The sequence below is a fragment of the Streptomyces sp. NPDC053750 genome, assembly GCF_044544295.1.
GTDB lineage: Bacteria > Actinomycetota > Actinomycetes > Streptomycetales > Streptomycetaceae > Streptomyces.
In genome coordinates, this window is record NZ_JBITXB010000007.1 from 342,544 (window position 1) to 361,338 (window position 18,795).

Sequence of the window (18,795 nt, forward strand, 5' to 3'; positions counted from 1 at the left end):
CGCCGTACGACCGCCGTGGACCGGCCGGGCGGCCGTACCCGCCTGGCCGAATGTTTCGGCGCATCGAGCGACTGTGCCGAGGACCCGTCACCGTCCAAGGGCTACGTCAAGAGGGCGTGCGGGGATACGATCGCCGCCATGACATCCCCCCAGCCGGCTGAAACCCGGACGCAAAGGCGGTCCGCGCAGACCGCGACCCTCGCCGAGATCGCGCGCGAGGCCGGTGTGTCGGCGCCGACTGTTTCGAAGGTCCTCAACGGCCGCGCCGATGTGGCCCCCGGGACCCGGGCCCGCGTGGAGGAGCTGCTGCGGACCCACGGCTACCGGCGCCGGCGGGCCGAGTCGAGCCGCTCGCCGCTGATCGACCTGGTCTTCCACGAGCTGGAGAGCGCCTGGGCGATGGAGGTCATCCGGGGGGTGGAGAACGTGGCCCGGGACACGGGGCTCAGCGTCGTGCTCTCCGAGAGCGCCGGGCGGCTCACCCCGGGGCGCACCTGGGCCGACCAGGTCGCCGCCCGCCGTCCGCACGGCGTGATCCTCGTGCTGTCCGGCCTCGACGAGTCCCAGCGGGCCCTGCTCACCAGCCGGTCCATCCCGTTCGTGGTGATGGACCCGGCCGGCGACCCGGGCACCGACGTGCCGTCCATCGGTGCCACCAACTGGCAGGGCGGCCTCGCCGCCACCCGGCACCTGGTCGACCTCGGGCACACCCGAATCGGCGCGATCAGCGGGCCCACCCGCATGATGTGCAGCCGGGCCCGCATCGACGGCTACCGGGCCGCCCTGGAGACCGCCGGGCTGCCGGTCGACCCGGACCTGATCGTCACCGGCGACTTCCACCACGAGGCCGGCTACCGGCAGGGCCTGGCGCTGTTGCGCCGTCCCGACCGGCCCACCGCCGTCTTCGCCGGCAACGACCTCCAGGCGCTCGGCCTGTACGAGGCCGCGCGCGAGCTGGGGCTGCGCATTCCGCAGGACCTGAGCGTGATCGGGTTCGACGACCTGCCGGTGGCGCGCTGGGTGGGGCCGCCGCTGACGACCGTACGGCAGCCGCTCACGGAGATGGCCGAGGCGGCGGCCCGGCTGGTCCTGGACCTCGGGCGGGACGACGGTTCGGCGACGGCGACGCGGGTCGAGCTGGCCACCAGCCTGGAGGTGCGCAGCAGTACGGGCGCGCCCGCGGCGGTCTGAGCGGAGTCCGCCGCTTCCCCCGCGGAACGTTCGGCCCGTCGGCCAAGTCTGAGAATTTACGCAGAATGTCGGCCCGCAGGTGCCCGCTTCCCATAATTCGGACTTATGTTCCTCTCGATGGGGCATTCGGGTGGGGACTCGAACGGGACCGGCACGGGCGGGGGCGGGCGCATGGCGGTGCGGGGCGGACGTTCGAGGGGGATCAGGGCGGCCGGGCTCGCCCTGGTCGGCGCCCTGCTGCTCGGGGCCGCCGCGGCGGGCTGGGCCTACTGGCAGTTGAACGGCAACATCAAGAGCGTCGACATCGACGCCGCGCTCGGCGACGACCGCCCGGCGCGACCGGTCACCGTCCCCGCCGCCTCGCCGTCCGCGTCCCCGGTGCCCGCCGGCGCCCTGAACATCCTGGTCCTCGGCTCGGACTCGCGCGGCGGCGAGGAGAACCGGGAACTCGGCGGCGGCGACAGCGAGGGCGCCCGCTCGGACACGGCGATGGTCGTCCACCTCGACGCGGGCCGGACCACCGCCACCGTCGTCAGCATCCCGCGCGACACGCTCGTCGACAGGCCGTCCTGTCCGCTGCCGTCCGGCGGCTCGACCCGGGCGGCGAGCAACGCGATGTTCAACACCGCCTACGCACTGGGCGGGCCGGTCTGCGCGGTCAAGACCGTCGAGGCGCTCACCGGCGTCCGCATGGACCACTACGTCGAGATCGACTTCTCCGGCTTCGCCGACCTGGTCGACGCGCTCGGCGGCGTCACCGTCACCACCGACGTGGACATCGACGACGACAAGAGCCACCTGCACCTGGACGCCGGCACCCACCATCTCGACGGCACCGAGGCCCTCGGTCTGGCCCGCACCCGGTACGGGCTGGCGGGCGGCAGCGACCTGGCCCGCATAGAGCTCCAGCAGAAGCTGGTGAAGGCGCTGCTGGAGCAGATCTCCGCCACCGACCTGCTCACCGACCCCGCGCGGCTCTACCAGGTCGCCGACGCGGCCACCGGCAGCCTCACCACCGACACCGGCCTGGACTCGCTGGGCGAGCTGACCGGCCTCGCCCGCAGCCTCGGCGGCCTGTCGGCGGACGACGTCCGCACGGTGACGATGCCGGTCGTCCCGGCACCCTGGGACACCAACCGGGTGGTGCCCCACCAGCTGGACGCCGCTGACCTGTGGGAATCGCTGCGGTGAAAAACTGCCGCAGAAATTCCGGTCCGTCTGTCGATCCGCCGCCCGCCCGTTCGACGCACGGGTGAGAGGCCGGGACGGACCCGGCCCCACGAAACCACCCGAGGAGTCACCATGCCCCGCTTCCTGTCGCTGATCCGGATCGAGGAGAACGACACCCTCTCCGGCGGCCCCAGCCCCGAGCTGATCCAGCGCATGGAGAAGCTGATGGAGGAGATGACGAAGGCCGGCGTCCTGCTCGACACCGCCGGGCTGACCCCGACCGCCCAGGGCACCCGCGTCCACTACGAGGGCGGACAGCTGTCGGTCACCGACGGGCCCTTCACCGAGACCAAGGAGGTCATCGGCGGCTACGCGCTGATGCAGGCCAAGGACCAGGCCGAGGCAGTCGAGTGGACCAAGCGCTTCCTGAAGGTGCACGAGGAGTACTGGACGGTGACCTGTGAGGTGCGGGAGCTGATGGAGGGCTGAGTTCCGTTTTGTCCCGCGCTCCCGAGGGTGTTGCATGGTGGGCTGTGGAACCACAGCCCACCGAGGCCATCGAGACCGTCTTCCGTCTGGAGTCGCCCCGCGTCATCGCCGGCGTCGCCCGTCTCGTCCGGGACGTCGGCATCGCCGAGGAACTGGCGCAGGACGCCCTGGTGGCGGCCCTCGAGCAGTGGCCGCGGGACGGTGTGCCCGACAACCCGGGCGCCTGGCTCATGGCCACCGCCCGGCGCCGCGCCGTCGACCTGATCCGGCGCCGCGAGACCTACGCCCGCAAGCTGGCGGAGCTCGGCCGCGACCTGCCCACCGCCTCCCCGCCGCCCGAGGAGCCCGCCGACCCGGAGGACATCGACGACGACCTGCTGCGCCTGGTCTTCACCGCCTGCCACCCGGTGCTGTCCGCCGAGGCCCGCATCGCCCTCACCCTCCGCCTGCTCGGCGGCCTCACCACCCCCGAGATCGCCCGCGCCTTCCTCGTCCCGGAACCGACGGTCGCGCAGCGCATCGTGCGCGCCAAACGCACGCTGGCCAGGAAGAACGTCGCCTTCGAGGTGCCGTACGGGCCGGACCGGGCGGCCCGTCTCGGCTCGGTCCTGGAGGTCATCTACCTGATCTTCAACGAGGGCTACGCGGCCACCGCCGGCGACGACTGGCTCCGCCCCGCCCTGTGCGAGGACGCCCTGCGCCTGGCCCGCGTGCTCGCCGCCCTGATGCCGAAGGAGCCCGAGGTGCACGGTCTGGCGGCGCTGCTGGAGTTCCAGGCGTCCCGCACCGCCGCCCGCACCGGCCCCGACGGCGCGCCGGTCCTGCTGAAGGACCAGAACCGGCGCCGCTGGAACCGCATGCTCATCGCCCGCGGCATCACCGCCCTCGACCGGGCCACCGCCTCCGGCACCGGGACGCCGGGCCCGTACGCCCTCCAGGCCGCGATCGCCGCCTGCCACACGGTCGCCCACACGTACGAGGAGACCGACTGGCCGCGCATCGCCACGCTCTACGGCCTGCTCGCGGCCTGCGCGCCGTCCCCGGTCGTCGAACTCAACCGCGCGGTCGCCGTGTCGATGGCCGAGGGCCCGGCCCCGGCCCTCGCCCTCGTCGACGCCCTCGCCGCGGAACCCGCCCTGCGCGACTACCACCTGCTCCCCAGCGTCCGCGGCGACCTCCTGCTCCGCCTGGACCGTACGACGGAGGCCCGGGCGGAGTTCGCACACGCCGCGTCCCTGGCCCGCAACGACCGCGAACGCGAGCTGCTGACCCGCCGGGCGGAGGAGTGCCGTTAGGGCATCCGCGCCGGGTGCCCGATCAGCATCGTCGGTGCCCCCGCGACCCGGGTCAGGAACACCGTCGCCGCGTTCGGTCCCTGCGGCTTGACCTTCTTCCGCAGCTCCTCCGGCTCCACCGCCGAGCCCCGCTTCTTCACGGTCAGCGTGCCGACGCCGCGCTCGCGCAGCAGTGCCTTCAGCTTCTTCACGTTGAAGGGCATCCGGTCGGTGATCTCGTACGCCGTGGCGTACGGCGTCGCCAGGAGCTCGTCGGCGGTGACGTACGCGATGGTCGCGTCGAGCAGCCCGCCGCCGACCTGTTCGGCGACCTCGGCGACCAGATGGGCGCGGATGACGGCGCCGTCCGGCTCGTAGAGGTACCGGCCGGGCGTGCGGACCTCCGGGTCGGGCAGGCCGGTGCCGAGCAGGGTGCGGGGGCCCGGCAGCAACGTGGCCCGCACCGCCCCCGGCGTGCCGCCGAACCACAGCACCGCCTCCTTCACGTCCCCGCCGTCGGAGATCCACTCGGCCTCGGCGTCGTCGGGCACCGCCTCGTGCGGAATGCCGGGGGCGACCTTCAGCGCGGCGGCGCGGGGTGCCGTACGGGCGGCCTCGACGGCCCAGGAGAGCGGCGGCGAGTAGGCCTCCGGGTCGAAGATCCTCCCACCCGTCGCCCGGCCACCGCCCCTCACCGACGCGCTTCGCGCGGCCCCTGCTGATCGCCCGCCACGCCGCGCCGGGTCCACGAACACGGCGTCGTACCCGCCCGTGTCCACCTCCGTGACATCCGCCTCGCGCACCTCGATGAGCTCGCCCAGCCCCAGCGCCTCGGCGTTGGCGCGGGCCGCGGCGGCGGTCGCCGGATCGCGGTCCACGGCCAGCACCCGGATGCCCGCGCGGGCCAGCGCGACCGCGTCGCCGCCGATCCCGCAGCACAGGTCCGCGACCGAGGTCACGCCCAGGGCCGACAGCCGCTCGGCCCGGTACGCGGCCACGCTCGCCCGCGTCGACTGCTCCACCCCGTTGGGCGTGAAGAACATCCGCCCGGCGTCCCGCTCCCCGAACTTCGCCGCCGCACGCTGCCGCAGCCGCGCCTGTCCGAGCGCCGCCGACACCAGCTCGGCGGGATGGGTACGGCGCAGCCGGGTGGCGACGGCCAGCTCCCGCGCGGGATCGGTGTCCCGCACCTCGTCGAGGAGGGCGCGGCCTTCGGGGGTGAGCAGGGCGAGGAGGGAGTCGAGGTCGTTCACGCGGTCATTGTGGGCCAGTCGGTGGATGGTGCGCCCGCGGCGGGTGTCGCACGGGATCCGGCAGCCCGGGACTGCGAGGATCCGGCACCATGCGAGTAGTCGTACAAAATGACAAAAGCCGGTCGTTCGGGATGACTCGGGCGACCCGTTCACGCCTGCGGACGCGCGGCGTCCTCGCCGTCCTCGCCGTCGCCTCCCTCGCCGCCGGCTGCGCACAGGACGCCTCCGAGGTGCGCGGCGCTCCCGGGCAGCAGCGGCTCGAGGCGCCCGAGGCCCGCGCGCTCGACTCCTACGCGACCGGGCTGGGCGCGGCCCACGCCGCCCGGGTCGCCGCCGCCGAGCGCTGGAACCTGAAGTCGGTCCCGCTGACGCCACCGCCGGCCCCCCCTCGGAAGCCGGAGATCACCGCACGCGCGGGCTTCGAGGTGGACGGCCAGGAGGACGAGGGCCTCCCGCCGGTCTTCACCTCCGTCCCCACCAAGGAGCGGATCGTCTTCCTCACCATCGACGACGGCGCCGAGAAGGACCCGGCGTTCCTGCGCATGATGAGCGAGCTGAAGATCCCCTACACGGCGTTCCTCACCGACGAGGAGATCAAGGACGACTACGGCTACTTCGAGAAGATGCAGGCCCGCGGGATCACCCTCAACAACCACACGCTGAGCCACCCGTACCTCCCCGGCCTCTCCTACCAGGAGCAGAAGCGGGAGATCTGCGGGATGCAGGACGTGATCGAGAACCGCTACGGCAAGCGCCCCACCGTCTTCCGCCCGCCCTTCGGCAACTACAACCGGGACACCCTGCGCGCCGCGAAGGCCTGCGGCATCGAGTACGCGCCGATCTGGAGCGAGGAGGTCTACGTCGACCACTGGGAGTACCGCGAGTGGGACCGCGCCCTGCACCCCGGGGACATCGTCCTCACCCACTTCCGGGGCCGCGACGACTGGGACGGCACGATGACCGACATGGTCCGCCGGTTCCTGGACAAGGTCACGGCCGAGGGATACGCGGTGGCCCGGCTGGAGGACTACCTGTGAGGCGGGGGCGGTTCCGGCCGGCCGGGGCCGCCCTGGCCGCCGTACTGCTCACCGGCTGCGCCCAGTTCGCCGGCCCCGCCGCCCCCGCCGGGCACCGCGCGGCCGGCGAACCCGCCCAGGGCAGCGGTCAGGGGCAGGGCCTGCCGCACGTCGTGGACCACGTCCGCACCACCGACCGGGTCGTCTTCCTCACCTACGACGACAGCGCCGAGCGCGACCCCGGCCTCACCGACCTGATCCGCGAACGGCGGCTCCCGGTCACCCTGTTCCTCACCGACACCGTCGCCGGGCCGGCGTACGGCCACTTCGCCCGGCTGCGCTCGGTCGGCGCGAGCCTGCAGAACCACACCCTCGACCACCGCTCCCTGCGCGGTCTGCCCTACGCCGGTCAGCGCGCCGAGATCTGCGGCCAGCAGGGCAAGCTCAGGTCCCGCTTCGGCGTCCGCCCCCACCTCTTCCGCCCGCCCTACGGCACGTTCGACACGACGACCCTGCGCGCGGCCGCCGACTGCGGCATCGAGGCGCTCGTCCTGTGGCGCGCGGCCCTCGACGCCGACGGCGCCCTCACCTTCGCCCGCGGCGAACACCGCCTCCGCCCCGGCGACATCGTGGCCGTCGACCCGGACCACCCGACCGCCGCGAACCTGGCGCCCCGCACGGAACGCCTGCTCAAGACGATCGAGCAGCAGGGCCTGAGGGTGGGGCGCCTGGAGGACTACCTCTGACACGGCGACCTCTGACCGGGGAAATCGCACGACGCGCCGCCGGCATTGGCACTCCGCTTGACCGAGTGCTAATCGCGGTCATAGTCTCGGCTCTGGCACTCCCCACTGGAGAGTGCCAACAACGCGACGGGCAGGTCCGGCACCCGCGACGACGGATCGACCTGGTCGCCACCTCAGACAGTTAACCCCGTGAGATCTCCGAAGGGGGAGGTCGGATCGTGACGACCGCCAGCTCCAAGGTTGCCATCAAGCCGCTCGAGGACCGCATCGTGGTCCAGCCGCTCGACGCCGAGCAGACCACGGCTTCGGGCCTGGTCATTCCGGACACTGCCAAGGAGAAGCCCCAGGAGGGCGTCGTCCTGGCCGTGGGCCCGGGCCGCTTCGAGGACGGCAACCGTCTTCCGCTCGACGTCTCCGTCGGCGACGTCGTGCTCTACAGCAAGTACGGCGGCACCGAGGTGAAGTACAACGGCGAGGAGTACCTCGTCCTCTCGGCCCGCGACGTGCTCGCGATCGTCGAGAAGTAAGTCGAGCAGTAGTCGACTCACCTCGACGCTCAGAGTTCAGCAGCTGCGCCCCTGGCCCCCGCGACCGAAAAGAAGCCGGGCGCGAGGGGCGCAGTCAGTTTTTCGTTCAGACCAGATTTCCGAGAGGGCTCACGCTCCCATGGCGAAGATCCTGAAGTTCGACGAGGACGCCCGTCGCGCCCTCGAGCGCGGCGTCAACAAGCTCGCCGACACGGTGAAGGTGACGATCGGCCCCAAGGGCCGCAACGTCGTCATCGACAAGAAGTTCGGCGCCCCCACGATCACCAACGACGGTGTCACGATCGCCCGCGAGGTCGAGATCGAGGACCCGTACGAGAACCTCGGTGCCCAGCTGGTGAAGGAGGTGGCGACCAAGACCAACGACATCGCGGGTGACGGCACCACCACCGCCACCGTCCTGGCCCAGGCGCTGGTCCGCGAGGGCCTGAAGAACGTCGCCGCCGGTGCCTCCCCGGCGCTGCTGAAGAAGGGCATCGACGCGGCCGTCGCCGCCGTGTCCGAGGACCTCCTCGCCACCGCGCGCCCGATCGACGAGAAGTCCGACATCGCCGCCGTGGCCGCGCTGTCCGCCCAGGACCAGCAGGTCGGCGAGCTCATCGCCGAGGCCATGGACAAGGTCGGCAAGGACGGTGTCATCACCGTCGAGGAGTCCAACACCTTCGGTCTGGAGCTGGACTTCACCGAGGGCATGGCCTTCGACAAGGGCTACCTGTCGCCGTACTTCGTGACGGACCAGGAGCGCATGGAGGCCGTCCTGGAGGACCCGTACATCCTCATCAACCAGGGCAAGATCTCCTCCATCGCGGACCTGCTGCCGCTGCTGGAGAAGGTCATCCAGGCGGGTGCCTCCAAGCCGCTGCTGATCATCGCCGAGGACCTCGAGGGCGAGGCGCTCTCCACCCTCGTCGTGAACAAGATCCGCGGCACCTTCAACGCGGTGGCCGTCAAGGCCCCCGGCTTCGGCGACCGCCGCAAGGCGATGCTGCAGGACATGGCCGTCCTCACCGGCGCCACCGTCATCTCCGAGGAGGTCGGCCTCAAGCTCGACCAGGTCGGCCTGGACGTGCTCGGCACCGCCCGCCGCATCACCGTCACCAAGGACGACACCACGATCGTCGACGGTGCCGGCAAGCGCGACGAGGTCGAGGGCCGCATCGCCCAGATCAAGGCCGAGATCGAGAACACGGACTCCGACTGGGACCGCGAGAAGCTCCAGGAGCGCCTCGCGAAGCTGGCCGGCGGTGTGTGCGTGATCAAGGTCGGCGCCGCCACCGAGGTGGAGCTGAAGGAGCGCAAGCACCGTCTGGAGGACGCCATCTCCGCGACCCGCGCCGCGGTCGAGGAGGGCATCGTCTCCGGTGGTGGCTCCGCCCTGGTCCACGCCGTCAAGGTCCTCGAGGGCAACCTCGACAAGACCGGCGACGAGGCCACCGGTGTCGCGGTCGTCCGCAAGGCCGCCGTCGAGCCGCTGCGCTGGATCGCCGAGAACGCCGGCCTCGAGGGCTACGTCATCGTCTCCAAGGTGGCCGAGCTCGAGAAGGGCAGCGGCTACAACGCCGCCACCGGTGAGTACGGCGACCTGGTCAAGGCCGGCGTCATCGACCCGGTGAAGGTCACCCGCTCCGCCCTGGAGAACGCCGCCTCCATCGCCTCCCTCCTGCTCACGACCGAGACCCTGGTCGTCGAGAAGAAGGAAGAGGAAGAGCCGGCCGCCGCGGGCCACGGCCACGGCCACGCCCACTGAGCGCTGCGCTGAGCCGAACGGTGCCCGGTCCCCCCGCGGGGGGCCGGGCACCGTTTCCGTTTGCCCCGCCAGGCGAGACAACCGCCCCTCGGTGAGCCACAACGATCGGTTGTGCGCGCCTAGGGTGAAGCGGTGGACACCGAGGCATTGCGATCGTTCGTCCGGGCGGCAGAGCTCGGACGCATCCTCCGTGCGGCTGCCGAGCTGGGCGTGACGCAGCAGGCGGTCTCCAAGCGGATTGCCGCCCTGGAGCGCGAGCTGGGGGTCCGGCTGTTCACCCGAACCGCCCGCGGGGTGGAGCTGACGCTCGACGGCCAGGCGTTCCTCCCCCACGCGCGGAGCATCGTCGCCGGTGTCGAGCGCGCCCTCACCGCCGTCCGGCCGGGCTCCCGGGCCTTGCGGATCGACGTCCTCGGTCTGCGCAGCGCGCAGGCCGTCGTGCTGCACGACTACTGGCGCTCGCACCCCGGAACCGACCTCGACGTGGTGACCCTCAGGGTCGACGACCCGTGCGTGGCGGTCGCCGCCGTCCAAGCGGGCGACGTCGACGCCTCGTTCCGCACCGTCACCGACCCGGACGCGCTGCCGCCCGACGTGCGGATGATCCACGCCTTCGACTCCCCGCTGGAACTCCTCGTCGGCCCGCGCCATCCGCTCGCCTCCGCGCGCAGCCTCACCCCGGCGCAGCTGCGCAGGCACCGGATCTGGGTGCCGGGCATCGCGCCCGGAAGCGAGTGGGCGGAGTTCTACGACCAGCTCGCCACCGACTTCGACCTGCGCGTCGACGCGGCAGGCCCGCACTTCGGGGACGAGGTGCTCCTGGACACCCTCGCGGACTCCGCCGACGTGGCCACCCTCGTCGGGGCACGCGACCGGTACCTCTGGCCGGCCGACCACGACCTGCGCCGCATTCCCGTCGCGGATCCGACCCTCGCCTACCCGCTCTCGCTCGTCCTCCCCGGCACGAACCCGCATCCAGGACTCCGCGGAGTCATCACCCACCTCGCGAGCCTGCCCACGCTCCCCGGAACGGTCTGGCGCCCGTCCTGGGCAACGGCACCCCACCGCGGCGACAGCGGCACCGCACCGCAGAAGGGCTCATGACATGGGCGGCGACCGTCTCATGCGCATCCACAGCGCCGAGTTCCGGGCCATGGCCGAGCGCGTCCTGCGGGTCACCGAGCTCACCTCCCGCCTGAACGTCCTGCCCTTCGAGGACGAAGCGGGCAAGGCGGCACTGCTCGAACAGATCCTCGGCAGACCGCTGCCGACCGGAGTCACGATCTACCCGCCCTTCTTCACGGACCACGGCCTCCGCCTGGACCTCGCCGAGCGCGTGTTCATCAACCAGAACTGCACGTTCCTGGACTACGCCGGCATCCGCCTCGGCGAGCGCGTGATGGTCGGCCCCAAGGCCACGTTCATCACCGTCGGTCACCCCGTCGATCCCGAGGAGCGCCGGGGCTGGCTGAGCGGCGCGCCCATCGACGTGGCGGAGAACGTGTGGATCGGCGCCGGCGCCACCATTCTTCCCGGCGTCAGCATCGGCCGGGACGCCGTGATCGCCGCCGGCGCGGTCGTGGCCGACGACGTTCCGCCGGCCAGCCTGGTCACCGGCGGCAAGGCGACCGTGCACCGGCGGTGGTGAGACCTCTCCGCGGACGTGGCCCGTACGTCCCCTGCTTCTACTGCGGCCCGTACTTCCGGCCCGTCCGCGACGTGATCCCGCCCAGCAGCCCCCGCGGCACCAGCTTCGCCGCGCCCATCAGGGTCTTGTAGCGGGGGTCCGGAATGGACAGGGACTTGCCGCGGGAGAGGTCGGCGAGGCCCGCCGCGACGACCTTGTCCGCGTCGAGCCACATCCAGCCCGGGATGTTGTCCGTGCCCATCCCGGCCCGCTGGTGGAACTCCGTGCGCACGAAGCCGGGGCACAGCGCCATCAGACGTACGCCGCTGCCGGCCAGGTCCTTCGCCACGCCCTGCGTGAACTGCACCACCCACGCCTTGGAGGCGCCGTAGGTGCCGCGCGGGACGAAGGCCGCGACCGAGGCCACGTTGACGACTCCGCCGCGGCCCCGCTCCCTCATCCCCTCCACCGCCGCCGAGGTCAGCCGCAGCACAGCCTCGCAGTGCACCTTGAGCATCGTCAGCTCGTCGGCCATGGAGACGTCGAGGAAACGGCCCTTGTTGCCGAAGCCGGCGTTGTTGATCAGCAGGTCGACGGGGTTCCTGCGCGCGCCCAGCCGGGCGGCCACCGCGTCGATGCCGGCGTCCGTCGCCAGGTCGGCGGTGAGCACCTCCGCCTCGATGCCGTGCCGGTCGTGCAGCTCGGTCGCCTGCTCGCGCAGCCGCTTGGTGTCGCGGGCCACCAGCACCAGGTCGTGCCCGTCGGCCGCCAGTCGTCGCGCGAACGCGGCGCCGATGCCCGCCGTCGATCCCGTAATCAATGCCGTTGTCATGGCGCAAGGTTAGAGGTCCGGACTGTGCACGTCCGCTTCTTCACCGGGACTCCGGGGCCCGGGTCAGGAGCCGTACGTCTCCACGTACTTCCGCGCCCTCGCCAGTGCCTCCGGGTGCAGCGCATCGCCCGCCGCGAGCAGCCGGGGCAGCAGCTCCCGCTGTGTCGTCACCGCCCGGAACTGCAGCGCCACCGTCACCTCGTGGGCGGGCCGGTGCACGATCCGCACCGGGTCGCCCGCCCGTATCTCCCCGGGCTCGACCACCCGCAGGTAGGCGCCCGGCGCGCCCCGTTCCGTGAAGCGCTTCACCCACCGCCGTTCACCCAGATGGCCCTGGAAGGTGCGGCAGGGGATACGGCCGCTGGTGACCTCCAGCACCAGGTCGGAGCCGATCCGCCAGCGCTCGCCGATCAGGGTGCCGGAGACGTCCACGCCCGTCGTCGTGAGGTTCTCGCCGAACGCGCCGTTCGGCAGCGTCCGGCCCAGCTCGCGCTCCCAGTCGTCGAGGTCCTCGCGCGCCACCGCGTACACCGCCTGGTCGTCGCCGCCGTGGTGGCGGGTGTCGCACACCGTGTCCCCGGCCAGCCCGCTCGCGCCGATCCCCGCCGGACCCGGTGCCGCCACCCGTACGGGCCCGTCGGTCGGCCGCTTGTCGATCCCGGTGACGCCCTCGGGCTGGTCCGTGTAGGGCACGGCCTTCGCGCGGCCCAGGTTGACTGACAGAAGCTTCATGGCGAAACGGTAGGACGATCGACATCAAAGCGGCGACGCATTATTCGGCTCTCGATCAAAGTCCCGCTTATCGTCGCTTATGCTCGGGGGTGTGATCGAGGCTCGTCATCTCCGCGTGCTGCGTGCCGTGGCATCGACCGGTTCCTTCTCCGCCGCGGGGCGCGAGCTGGGCTGTACCCAGCCCGCCGTCAGCCAGCAGATGAAGGCCCTGGAGGCCTCGGTCGGCACGCCCCTGCTCGTGCGCACCGGACGCGAGATGCGGCTGACCCAGGCCGGTGAGGCGCTGGTCCGGCACGCCGCGGGGATCCTCGCCGGGCTCACCGCGGCCGAGGAGGAGGTCGCCGCCATCGCCGGGCTGCGGGCCGGGCGGGTCCGCCTGGTCTCCTTCCCCAGCGGCAGTTCCACCCTCGTACCGACCGCGCTCGCCGCGCTGCGTGCCGCGCACCCCGGCACCCGGGTCTTCCTGGAGGAGGCGGAGCCGCCGAAATCCGTGGAGCTGCTGCGCGAGGGCGACTGCGACGTGGCGCTCGCCTTCCGCTACGAGGGCGCGGCCGGCGCGGAGGAGTGGGACGACCTGGTCGTCCGGCCGCTGCTGACCGACCGTCTCGTGGCGCTGGTGCCGGAGCGGCACCGGCTCGCGCGCACGGAGCCCACCGGGTCCGTGGCCATCGGGGAGCTGGCCCGGGAGCCCTGGATCGCGGGGTGTCCGCGCTGTCGCGGTCAGCTGGTCGAGGTCTGCGAGACGGCCGGCTTCACGCCCCGCATCGACTTCGCGACCGACGACTACCCGGCGGTCGTCGGCCTGGTCGGGGCCGGCCTGGGCGTGGCCGTCCTGCCCCAGCTCGCCGTCGAGTCCGTACGGCCCCGGGGCGTGCGCACGGTGAGGCTGGAGCCGGCGGTGCGGCGGGAGATCGTCGCGCTCACCCTGCCCGACCTCGCCCAGGTGCCGGCGGTGTCGGCGACGCTGGACGAGCTGGCCCGGGCGGCGGCACGCCAGCCGGCGTAAGTAGAGAAACGTTCCTTCAGTGATGAGCGGCCGGCTCCCCGCCGGCCGGTGCCGATGCCGCCACCAGGCGGTGGCGTGCTCGTCCCATGAGCTCTTCGCGCTCGTCCTCGGTCAGCCCGCCCCACACGCCGTACGGCTCACGCACCGCCAGTGCGTGCGCCGCGCACTCGGCGCGGACCGGGCACCTCATGCAGACCTCCTTGGCCGAGTTCTCGCGAGCACTCCGCGCCGCACCGCGTTCGCCCTCCGGATGGAAGAAGAGCGAGCTGTCCACCCCGCGGCACGCAGCCAGGAGCTGCCAGTCCCACAGGTCCGCGTTCGGTCCGGGAAGGCGGGAGAAATCTGCCATTGCGTGACCCCTTGTTGTAGATCTGGGTGGATCTGGGTGGATAGGGGGATACGACGTCCACGACCGTACAACTACGGTCTAAGGAGATGAAAATATGACTCATTGCGAATCTAGCCGCAGACACCAGCGAAGCGGAAGAAAAGCGGCTAAATGGGGCATCGGTTGTGATGAAACGGCGCGGGTCCGACGCGCATGTCTGCTGCGTGGCCGCCCCCTCACGTAGAGTGCCGAAGACGACACACAGCCCCGTAACTCTTTCGAGTGACCGTCGTTGAGAGTGCGGAGGCGGTTGAAGGAACAAGTGCTCGGGCGGGCGTCCGGGACGGTCGACCGCACAGGTGACGATTTCGTACCAGCCTGGAGGCTCAACGTGACGCGCATCAGCTGCGGAGGACGGCCATGACTTCCGTCCTCGTCTGCGACGACTCCCCGCTTGCCCGAGAGGCGCTCCGCCGCGCGGTCGCGACCGTGCCCGGCGTCGAGCGCGTGACGACGGCGGCCAACGGCGAGGAAGTCCTCCGCCGCTGGGGCGCCGACCGCTCGGACCTGATTCTGATGGACGTACGCATGCCCGGCCTGGGCGGCGTCGAGACCGTCCGGCGGCTGCTGTCCGCCGACCCCGGTGCGCGCATCATCATGCTCACCGTCGCCGAGGACCTGGACGGCGTGGCCCTCGCGGTCGCCGCCGGTGCCCGCGGCTATCTGCACAAGGACGCCTCGCGCGCCGAACTGCGCGCCACGGTCACGCAGGCCCTCGCCGACCCGACCTGGCGGCTCGCCCCGCGCCGGCTGCGCTCGGCCGAGATGGGCGCCGCGCCCACCCTCACCGCGCGGGAGATCCAGGTCCTGGAGGGCATGAGCCACGGCCGGTCCAACGCGGAGATCGGCCGCGAGTTGTTCCTCTCCGAGGACACCGTCAAGACCCACGCCCGGCGGCTCTTCAAGAAGCTCGGCGCCTCGGACCGGGCACACGCGGTGGCGCTCGGTTTCCGGTGGGGCCTGGTGCGCTAGGACAGCCCGTGCGGTGCAGTCCGGAAGGGCCCGTCGGGAGTGCCGCGATCCCCGCTTATCGCGAGGTGGGCGGGGGTGACAAGGCGACCCGCCGGGTGCTCGCTGCTCGTTTCGGCGCGGATGACGCATCCTTGAGGTGTGGAGTTCCTCGGGGACGAGTCGGTCGAGCGGAAGGGGAGGGCGCAGCGGATGAGTGCCGGCGCACCTGCTCATAACGCTTCGGTGCACAACAACGGGCACGGAGCCACGGATCGGACGGCCGCAAGGCACCATGGACCGATGCGTGACGACGAGGCGGCCCCTGATCAAGGGACGGTCGGTGGGCTCGTGCACCGCGCCGTCGACGGGGACGAGCAGGCCACGCACGACCTGCTCGCCCATGTCCATCCCCTGGCCCTGCGCTACTGCCGTACGCGGCTGTCCCGGCTGCCGGGCGACGCCCGGCACTTCGTCGAGGACCTCGCCCAGGAGGTCTGCGTGGCGGTGCTGCTCGCGCTGCCCCGCTACAAGGACACCGGGCGCCCCTTCGAGGCGTTCGTCTTCGCCATCGCCGCCCACAAGGTCGCCGACCTCCAGCGCGCGGCGATGCGGCACCCCGGGTCGACGGCCGTGCCGTCCGACGAGATGCCCGAGCGGCCGGACGACTCGCTGGGCCCTGAGGAGCGCGCGCTGCTCAACAGCGACGCCGCCTGGGCCAAGAAACTGCTGGCCAACCTGCCCCAGAACCAGCGCGAGCTGCTCCTGCTGCGCATCGCGGTCGGGCTCACGGCCGAGGAGACCGGGCAGATGTTGGGAATGTCACCCGGCGCGGTGCGCGTCGCGCAGCATCGGGCGCTGAGCCGGCTGCGGGCCCTGGCAGAGCAGTAGTTGCCGCCGTGAACGAGTGGCGACCGGTGTCCGTACGGAGCTCCGTACGAAGCTACGAAGGTCGCGGACGTCCTTGATCGTGGAATGAGCCACCCCTCCTTCCCGTTAGCATGGACATCCGCACCGATCAAGGCCATTTGGGGAAGGTGTCATGACTGCCAACGTCGACGGAGTGCCCGAGAAATTCGCGACGCTCGGGCTGACCTACGACGACGTGCTGCTGCTGCCGGGCCCGTCGGACATGGCACCCGACGAGATCGACACCGCCTCGTACGTCTCCAAGAACGTGCGGGTGAACATCCCGCTGCTGTCCGCCGCCATGGACAAGGTCACCGAGTCGCGCATGGCGATCGCGATGGCCCGCCAGGGCGGCGTCGGCGTTCTGCACCGCAACCTGTCCATCGAGGACCAGGCCAACCAGGTCGACCTGGTCAAGCGTTCCGAGTCGGGCATGGTGGCCAACCCGATCACCATCCACCCGGACGCCACCCTCGCCGAGGCCGACGCGCTGTGCGCCAAGTTCCGCATCAGCGGCGTCCCGGTCACCGACGGCGCCGGCAAGCTGCTCGGCATCGTCACCAACCGCGACATGGCCTTCGAGACCGACCGCGCCCGTCGGGTGCGCGAGGTCATGACGCCCATGCCGCTGGTCACCGGCAAGGTCGGCATCTCCGGCGTGGACGCCATGGAGCTGCTGCGCCGCCACAAGATCGAGAAGCTGCCGCTGGTCGACGACCAGGGCGTGCTCAAGGGTCTGATCACGGTCAAGGACTTCGTCAAGGCCGAGAAGTACCCGAACGCCGCCAAGGACGCCAAGGGCCGGCTGCTGGTCGGCGCCGCGGTCGGTGTCGCCGGTGACGCCTTCGAGCGCGCCCAGGCGCTGATCGAGGCGGGCGTCGACTTCATCGTGGTCGACACCGCCCACGGCCACTCCCGGCTGGTCGGCGACATGGTCGCCAAGATCAAGTCGAACTCCTCCGGCGTCGACGTCATCGGCGGCAACATCGCCACCCGTGACGGCGCCCAGGCGCTCATCGACGCCGGCGTGGACGGCATCAAGGTCGGCGTCGGCCCCGGCTCCATCTGCACCACCCGCGTCGTCGCCGGCATCGGCGTCCCGCAGGTCACGGCCATCTACGAGGCGTCGCTCGCCGCCAAGGCGGCCGGCATCCCGGTCATCGGCGACGGCGGCCTGCAGTACTCCGGCGACATCGCCAAGGCCCTGGTCGCCGGCGCCGACACGGTGATGCTGGGCTCGCTGCTCGCGGGCTGCGAGGAGTCGCCGGGCGAGCTGCTGTTCATCAACGGCAAGCAGTTCAAGTCGTACCGCGGCATGGGCTCGCTGGGCGCCATGCAGACCCGCGGCGACCGCAAGTCGTTCTCCAAGGACCGCTACTTCCAGGAGGGCGTCGCCTCCGACGAGCAGCTGGTCCCCGAGGGCATCGAGGGCCAGGTGCCCTACCGCGGCCCGCTCTCCTCGGTCGTCCACCAGCTGGTCGGCGGCCTGCGCCAGTCGATGTTCTACGTCGGTGGCCGCACCGTGCCCCAGCTGCAGGACAACGGCCGGTTCGTGCGGATCACCTCCGCCGGTCTCAAGGAGAGCCACCCGCACGACATCCAGATGACGGTCGAGGCACCGAACTACAGCCGCAGCAAGTAAGCAGCAGCTCCCCGAGGGCGGCCCCGGACATCCGGGGCCGCCCTCTGCGGTGCCCCGCCGTGCCGGTCGGGGATACTGGAAGGCGCTGCAACGCATCAGGGAAAGGCCACAGACGTGACTGAGATCGAGATCGGGCGCGGCAAGCGCGGCCGCCGGGCGTACGCCTTCGACGACATCGCCGTCGTCCCCAGCCGCCGTACGCGGGACCCGAAGGAGGTCTCGATCGCCTGGCAGATCGACGCCTACCGCTTCGAGCTGCCGTTCCTGGCCGCTCCCATGGACTCGGTCGTCTCCCCGGCCACCGCCATCCGCATCGGCGAGCTCGGCGGCCTCGGCGTGCTGAACCTCGAGGGTCTGTGGACCCGGCACGAGGACCCGCAGCCGCTGCTCGACGAGATCGTCGGGCTCGACGCGGACACCGCGACCCGCCGCCTCCAGGAGATCTACGCGGCTCCCATCAAGGAGGAGCTGATCGGGCAGCGCATCAAGGAGGTGCGCGACTCGGGCGTGGTCACCGCCGCCGCGCTCTCCCCGCAGCGCACCGCCCAGTTCTCCAAGGCCGTCGTGGACGCGGGCGTGGACATCTTCGTCATCCGCGGCACCACGGTCTCGGCGGAGCACGTCTCCGGCTCGCACGAGCCGCTGAACCTGAAGCAGTTCATCTACGAGCTCGACGTCCCGGTGATCGTCGGCGGCTGCGCCACCTACACCGCCGCCCTGCACCTGATGCGCACCGGCGCCGCGGGCGTCCTCGTCGGCTTCGGCGGCGGCGCCGCCCACACCACGCGCAACGTGCTGGGCATCCAGGTCCCCATGGCCACGGCCGTGGCGGACGTGGCGGCCGCCCGCCGCGACTACATGGACGAGTCCGGCGGCCGGTACGTGCACGTCATCGCCGACGGCGGTGTCGGCTGGTCCGGCGACCTGCCCAAGGCGATCGCCTGCGGCGCCGACTCCGTGATGATGGGCTCCCCGCTGGCCCGCGCCACCGACGCGCCGGGCAAGGGCAACCACTGGGGCATGGAGGCCGTCAACGAGGAGCTGCCGCGCGGCAAGAAGGTCGACCTCGGCACGGTCGGCACCATCGAGGAGATCCTCACCGGCCCGTCCCACACCCCTGACGGCTCGATGAACTTCTTCGGCGCCCTGCGCCGCGCGATGGCCACCACCGGCTACAGCGAGCTGAAGGAGTTCCAGCGCGTCGAGGTGACGGTGGCGGACTCGCAGCACCGCCGGTAGTCACCCGGACGGCGTACTGAAGGGGCCCGGAGCCACCGCTC

19 protein-coding genes are annotated in these 18,795 nt (G+C 71.8%); 15 read left to right on the forward strand and 4 right to left on the reverse strand.

Annotated elements, in window-relative coordinates; all coding sequences use genetic code 11:
• The first annotated feature begins 138 nt into the window (after positions 1-138).
• From ACIGO6_RS22330 to ACIGO6_RS22345, 4 genes are all read left to right on the forward strand, one after another.
• Positions 139-1,191, forward strand: a complete 1,053-nt coding sequence (locus tag ACIGO6_RS22330; protein WP_399878755.1) for a LacI family DNA-binding transcriptional regulator — start codon at positions 139-141, stop codon at positions 1,189-1,191.
• A 117-nt stretch (positions 1,192-1,308) separates the two neighbouring features.
• The gene (locus tag ACIGO6_RS22335) at positions 1,309-2,382 is read left to right on the forward strand and encodes an LCP family protein (RefSeq protein WP_399878756.1); all 1,074 of its coding nucleotides are present in this window, start codon (positions 1,309-1,311) and stop codon (positions 2,380-2,382) included.
• 111 nt (positions 2,383-2,493) lie between these two features.
• Positions 2,494-2,850, forward strand: coding sequence for a YciI family protein (locus ACIGO6_RS22340; RefSeq protein ID WP_399878758.1), 357 nt, complete (start codon positions 2,494-2,496; stop codon positions 2,848-2,850).
• A gap of 44 nt (positions 2,851-2,894) precedes the next feature.
• Positions 2,895-4,145, forward strand: coding sequence for an RNA polymerase sigma factor (locus ACIGO6_RS22345; protein ID WP_399878760.1), 1,251 nt, complete (start codon positions 2,895-2,897; stop codon positions 4,143-4,145).
• On the opposite strand, the gene ACIGO6_RS22350 is transcribed toward ACIGO6_RS22345, so the two are convergent.
• On the reverse strand, positions 4,142-5,377 hold the full coding sequence (locus ACIGO6_RS22350; RefSeq protein ID WP_399878762.1) for a methyltransferase domain-containing protein: 1,236 nt from the start codon (positions 5,375-5,377) through the stop codon (positions 4,142-4,144). The two genes, ACIGO6_RS22345 and ACIGO6_RS22350, sit on opposite strands and share 4 nt — an antisense overlap.
• Positions 5,378-5,508: 131 nt before the next feature.
• Here ACIGO6_RS22350 and ACIGO6_RS22355 point away from each other — a divergent pair, with 131 nt between their 5' ends.
• From ACIGO6_RS22355 to ACIGO6_RS22380, 6 genes are all read left to right on the forward strand, one after another.
• Entirely contained in the window at positions 5,509-6,414 is a 906-nt protein-coding gene (locus ACIGO6_RS22355; RefSeq protein ID WP_399878763.1) for a polysaccharide deacetylase family protein, read from the forward strand.
• Entirely contained in the window at positions 6,411-7,139 is a 729-nt protein-coding gene (locus ACIGO6_RS22360; RefSeq protein ID WP_399878765.1) for a polysaccharide deacetylase family protein, read from the forward strand. The genes ACIGO6_RS22355 and ACIGO6_RS22360 overlap by 4 nt, the downstream gene beginning before the upstream one ends.
• A 218-nt stretch (positions 7,140-7,357) precedes the next feature.
• Positions 7,358-7,666 (forward strand): co-chaperone GroES, encoded by a 309-nt coding sequence (gene groES, locus ACIGO6_RS22365; RefSeq protein ID WP_019329594.1) that lies wholly within the window; start codon positions 7,358-7,360, stop codon positions 7,664-7,666.
• Between the two features lie 139 nt (positions 7,667-7,805).
• Complete coding sequence (gene groL / locus ACIGO6_RS22370) at positions 7,806-9,431, forward strand: chaperonin GroEL (protein WP_399878767.1); 1,626 nt, start codon at positions 7,806-7,808, stop codon at positions 9,429-9,431.
• A gap of 132 nt (positions 9,432-9,563) precedes the next feature.
• Entirely contained in the window at positions 9,564-10,535 is a 972-nt protein-coding gene (locus tag ACIGO6_RS22375; protein WP_399878769.1) for a LysR family transcriptional regulator, read from the forward strand.
• Between the two features lies 1 nt (position 10,536).
• The gene (locus ACIGO6_RS22380) at positions 10,537-11,079 is read left to right on the forward strand and encodes a DapH/DapD/GlmU-related protein (protein WP_399878771.1); all 543 of its coding nucleotides are present in this window, start codon (positions 10,537-10,539) and stop codon (positions 11,077-11,079) included.
• Positions 11,080-11,116: 37 nt separating this feature from the next.
• Here the strand turns inward: ACIGO6_RS22380 and ACIGO6_RS22385 are convergent, their stop codons facing one another.
• Together ACIGO6_RS22385 and ACIGO6_RS22390 are read right to left on the reverse strand one after the other, a co-directional pair.
• Positions 11,117-11,890 (reverse strand): SDR family NAD(P)-dependent oxidoreductase, encoded by a 774-nt coding sequence (locus ACIGO6_RS22385; protein WP_399878773.1) that lies wholly within the window; start codon positions 11,888-11,890, stop codon positions 11,117-11,119.
• 63 nt (positions 11,891-11,953) lie between these two features.
• Positions 11,954-12,622 carry an MOSC domain-containing protein gene (locus tag ACIGO6_RS22390; protein WP_399878775.1) on the reverse strand — a complete coding sequence of 223 codons (669 nt, stop codon included), beginning with the start codon at positions 12,620-12,622 and terminating at the stop codon, positions 11,954-11,956.
• Positions 12,623-12,713: 91 nt separating this feature from the next.
• Here ACIGO6_RS22390 and ACIGO6_RS22395 point away from each other — a divergent pair, with 91 nt between their 5' ends.
• Positions 12,714-13,628 carry a LysR family transcriptional regulator gene (locus ACIGO6_RS22395; RefSeq protein WP_399878777.1) on the forward strand — a complete coding sequence of 305 codons (915 nt, stop codon included), beginning with the start codon at positions 12,714-12,716 and terminating at the stop codon, positions 13,626-13,628.
• 16 nt (positions 13,629-13,644) lie between these two features.
• Here ACIGO6_RS22395 and ACIGO6_RS22400 read toward each other — a convergent pair whose 3' ends face one another.
• Complete coding sequence (locus tag ACIGO6_RS22400) at positions 13,645-13,977, reverse strand: WhiB family transcriptional regulator (RefSeq protein ID WP_399878779.1); 333 nt, start codon at positions 13,975-13,977, stop codon at positions 13,645-13,647.
• Between the two features lie 399 nt (positions 13,978-14,376).
• On the opposite strand from ACIGO6_RS22400, the gene ACIGO6_RS22405 reads away from it, so the two are divergent.
• The 4 genes from ACIGO6_RS22405 (at position 14,377) to ACIGO6_RS22420 (ending at position 18,754) form a co-directional block, all read left to right on the forward strand.
• Positions 14,377-14,988 carry a response regulator transcription factor gene (locus tag ACIGO6_RS22405; protein WP_003948568.1) on the forward strand — a complete coding sequence of 204 codons (612 nt, stop codon included), beginning with the start codon at positions 14,377-14,379 and terminating at the stop codon, positions 14,986-14,988.
• 279 nt (positions 14,989-15,267) lie between these two features.
• Positions 15,268-15,855, forward strand: a complete 588-nt coding sequence (locus ACIGO6_RS22410; RefSeq protein WP_345588558.1) for a sigma-70 family RNA polymerase sigma factor — start codon at positions 15,268-15,270, stop codon at positions 15,853-15,855.
• Between the two features lie 151 nt (positions 15,856-16,006).
• Entirely contained in the window at positions 16,007-17,515 is a 1,509-nt protein-coding gene (gene guaB / locus ACIGO6_RS22415; RefSeq protein WP_399878780.1) for an IMP dehydrogenase, read from the forward strand.
• Between the two features lie 114 nt (positions 17,516-17,629).
• The gene (locus tag ACIGO6_RS22420; RefSeq protein WP_031018174.1) at positions 17,630-18,754 is read left to right on the forward strand and encodes a GuaB3 family IMP dehydrogenase-related protein; all 1,125 of its coding nucleotides are present in this window, start codon (positions 17,630-17,632) and stop codon (positions 18,752-18,754) included.
• Positions 18,755-18,795: the final 41 nt, after the last annotated feature.

Bases quoted from the DNA above. Each gene is read 5' to 3' on its own strand.
- groL (WP_399878767.1), top strand. From the start codon at position 7,806: ATGGCGAAGATCCTGAAGTTCGACGAGGACGCCCGTCGCGCCCTCGAG.
- ACIGO6_RS22355 (WP_399878763.1), top strand. From the start codon at position 5,509: ATGACTCGGGCGACCCGTTCACGCCTGCGGACGCGCGGCGTCCTCGCC.
- ACIGO6_RS22405 (WP_003948568.1), top strand. From the start codon at position 14,377: ATGACTTCCGTCCTCGTCTGCGACGACTCCCCGCTTGCCCGAGAGGCG.
- guaB (WP_399878780.1), top strand. From the start codon at position 16,007: ATGACTGCCAACGTCGACGGAGTGCCCGAGAAATTCGCGACGCTCGGG.
- ACIGO6_RS22380 (WP_399878771.1), top strand. From the start codon at position 10,537: ATGGGCGGCGACCGTCTCATGCGCATCCACAGCGCCGAGTTCCGGGCC.
- ACIGO6_RS22330 (WP_399878755.1), top strand. From the start codon at position 139: ATGACATCCCCCCAGCCGGCTGAAACCCGGACGCAAAGGCGGTCCGCG.
- ACIGO6_RS22335 (WP_399878756.1), top strand. From the start codon at position 1,309: ATGGGGCATTCGGGTGGGGACTCGAACGGGACCGGCACGGGCGGGGGC.
- ACIGO6_RS22385 (WP_399878773.1), bottom strand. From the start codon at position 11,890: ATGACAACGGCATTGATTACGGGATCGACGGCGGGCATCGGCGCCGCG.
- ACIGO6_RS22400 (WP_399878779.1), bottom strand. From the start codon at position 13,977: ATGGCAGATTTCTCCCGCCTTCCCGGACCGAACGCGGACCTGTGGGAC.
- ACIGO6_RS22390 (WP_399878775.1), bottom strand. From the start codon at position 12,622: ATGAAGCTTCTGTCAGTCAACCTGGGCCGCGCGAAGGCCGTGCCCTAC.
- ACIGO6_RS22340 (WP_399878758.1), top strand. From the start codon at position 2,494: ATGCCCCGCTTCCTGTCGCTGATCCGGATCGAGGAGAACGACACCCTC.
- ACIGO6_RS22410 (WP_345588558.1), top strand. From the start codon at position 15,268: ATGCGTGACGACGAGGCGGCCCCTGATCAAGGGACGGTCGGTGGGCTC.